The organism is Phenylobacterium sp. (assembly GCF_025351295.1).
In the GTDB taxonomy this organism is placed as follows: Bacteria; Pseudomonadota; Alphaproteobacteria; order Caulobacterales; family Caulobacteraceae; genus Phenylobacterium.
This window is the reverse complement of record NZ_JANXWD010000041.1, coordinates 1-2,022: the sequence shown is the minus strand read 5'-3', so window position 1 is coordinate 2,022 and position 2,022 is coordinate 1. Positions and strand designations below refer to the sequence as shown.

Annotated in this window: 2 protein-coding genes; one reads left to right on the top strand and one right to left on the bottom strand. The window is 67.7% G+C overall.

The window, feature by feature from the left end; translation table 11 throughout:
• The first annotated feature begins 202 nt into the window (after window positions 1-202).
• Window positions 203-1,018: an SDR family oxidoreductase gene (locus tag Q0R13_RS06265; RefSeq protein ID WP_293901104.1), complete on the top strand. Its 816-nt coding sequence runs from the start codon at window positions 203-205 to the stop codon at window positions 1,016-1,018.
• 256 nt (window positions 1,019-1,274) lie between these two features.
• Here Q0R13_RS06265 and Q0R13_RS06260 read toward each other — a convergent pair.
• Window positions 1,275-2,022 (bottom strand): S1 RNA-binding domain-containing protein (locus tag Q0R13_RS06260; RefSeq protein ID WP_293901101.1); only part of this gene is annotated, 748 nt, incomplete at its 5' end.

Sequence of the window (2,022 nt, the reverse complement as noted above, 5' to 3'; positions counted from 1 at the left end):
GCGAAACGCGACGCCAAATACGCGGCGCGCAAGGCCCGCTGAGCCGCCGCGCCAGACCCCTCCCGGCGGGCGGCTTTTGAGAGAAAGCCTGTCCGCCGCGAGATAATATGATGACCACCATACTATGGCGTGGAGGGCGCTCATCTCCATCTCTCGATCACGGCCGGCGGCTTTTCCCGACCGAGCACGACGGAGCGTCGATATGAGCAAGGTTTCTTCCAAGGGCGCGGCCCTGATCACCGGCGCGTCCAGCGGCATCGGCGCGGTCTATGCGGACCGCCTGGCGCGACGCGGCTACGACCTGATCCTGGCGGCCCGCGACGAGGGGCGGCTGAACGACCTGGCCACCCGGCTGCGCGCCGAGACCGGCGTCTCGGTCGAGGTGGTGAAGACCGACCTGACGGTGCGCGACGACATCCGCCGGCTGGAAGCGCGGCTGCGCGACGACGCGGCCGTCACCCTGCTGGTGAACAATGCCGGCGCCGCCCAGTTCGAGCCGTTCGCTGCGGCCGACCCCGACAACCTGGACGACCTGATCCAGCTCAACGTCACCGCCGTGACCCGGCTGGCCAATGCAGCGGCGGCCGGCTTCAGTGCCCGTGGCGTGGGCGCGATCGTCAACCTCGGCTCGATCGTCGGCCTGATGCCGGAGTTCCGCAGCACGGTCTACGGCGCGACCAAGGCCTATGTGCTCTACCTGACCCAGTCCCTGGCCAACGAGCTGGAAGGCTCCGGGATCAGGGTCCAGGCCGTGCTGCCGGGCGCCACCCGCACCGAGATCTGGGACCGCTCCGGCCGTGGCATCGAGACCGTGCCGGAGGATATCCTGATGGACGTCGACGAACTGGTGGACGCGGCGCTGGCTGGCTTCGACCAGGGCGAGCTGGTGACCATCCCGTCGCTGCCCGACCCGGCCGACTGGGCCGCGTTCCAGGCCGCCCGGGGGACCCTGGCGCCGAACTTGTCGCGCAAGCACCCGGCGGACCGCTATGGCGTGCGGGTCAGCGAACCGGCGTAGCCGCTCGCGACGCGACCCACCCCCCAAGTGTCATCCCGGTTTCGCCGGCAGGCGAAGACCGGGACCCACGACCGGGCGCGGTCGCTGGAGTGGTCCTGCATGGGCGAGGCGCGCCGAACTGACCTTCCGTGACGATCGTGGGTCCCGGTCTTGGGCTTTGCCCAAACCGGGATGACAGCGCGTAGGGAGGGCGTCACGAAAAGGGCGGCCGCATCGCTGCGGCCGCCCTCGTCATGTCAACGGAGGCAGATGACGCTTAGGCGTCCTCGTGCTCCGCGTGCTTGGCCGACAGGTCCTCGCCGGTCTCCTGGTCGACGACCTTCATGGAGAGGCGGGTCTTGCCGCGGTCGTCGAAGCCCAGGAGCTTCACCTTGACCGACTGGCCTTCGCTCAGCACGTCGGAGACCTTGTTCACGCGCTCGTTGGCGATCTGGCTGACGTGGACCAGGCCGTCCTTGGCGCCGAAGAAGTTCACGAAGGCCCCGAAGTCGACGACCTTCACGACCTTGCCGGTGTAGATCGCGCCGACTTCGGCTTCCTGGGTGATCGACTTGATCCAGGTCTTGGCGGCGTCGATCTTGCCCTGGTCGGCGGCGGCGATCTTGATCGTGCCGTCTTCGCCGATGTCGATCTTGGCGCCGGTTTCGGCGGTGATCTCGCGGATCACCTTGCCGCCCGTGCCGATCACTTCGCGGATCTTGTCGACCGGGATCTTGATCGACTCGATCTTCGGGGCGAACTCGCCCAACTCGTGGCGGGGCGCTTCCATGGCCTTGTTCATCTCGCCCAGGATGTGGTCACGCCCGCCTTTGGCCTGCGCCAGGGCCTGCTTCATGATCTCCTCGGTGATGCCGGCGATCTTGATGTCCATCTGCAGCGACGTGATGCCGTCGGCGGTGCCGGCGACCTTGAAGTCCATGTCGCCGAGGTGGTCTTCGTCACCCAGGATGTCAGAGAGCACGGCGAAGCCGTCCTTTTCCAGGATCAGGCCCATGGCGATGCCG

What these genes read in the sequence shown, in the direction of transcription:
- Q0R13_RS06265 (WP_293901104.1), top strand. Translation starts at nt 203, where the DNA reads ATGAGCAAGGTTTCTTCCAAGGGCGCGGCCCTGATCACCGGCGCGTCC.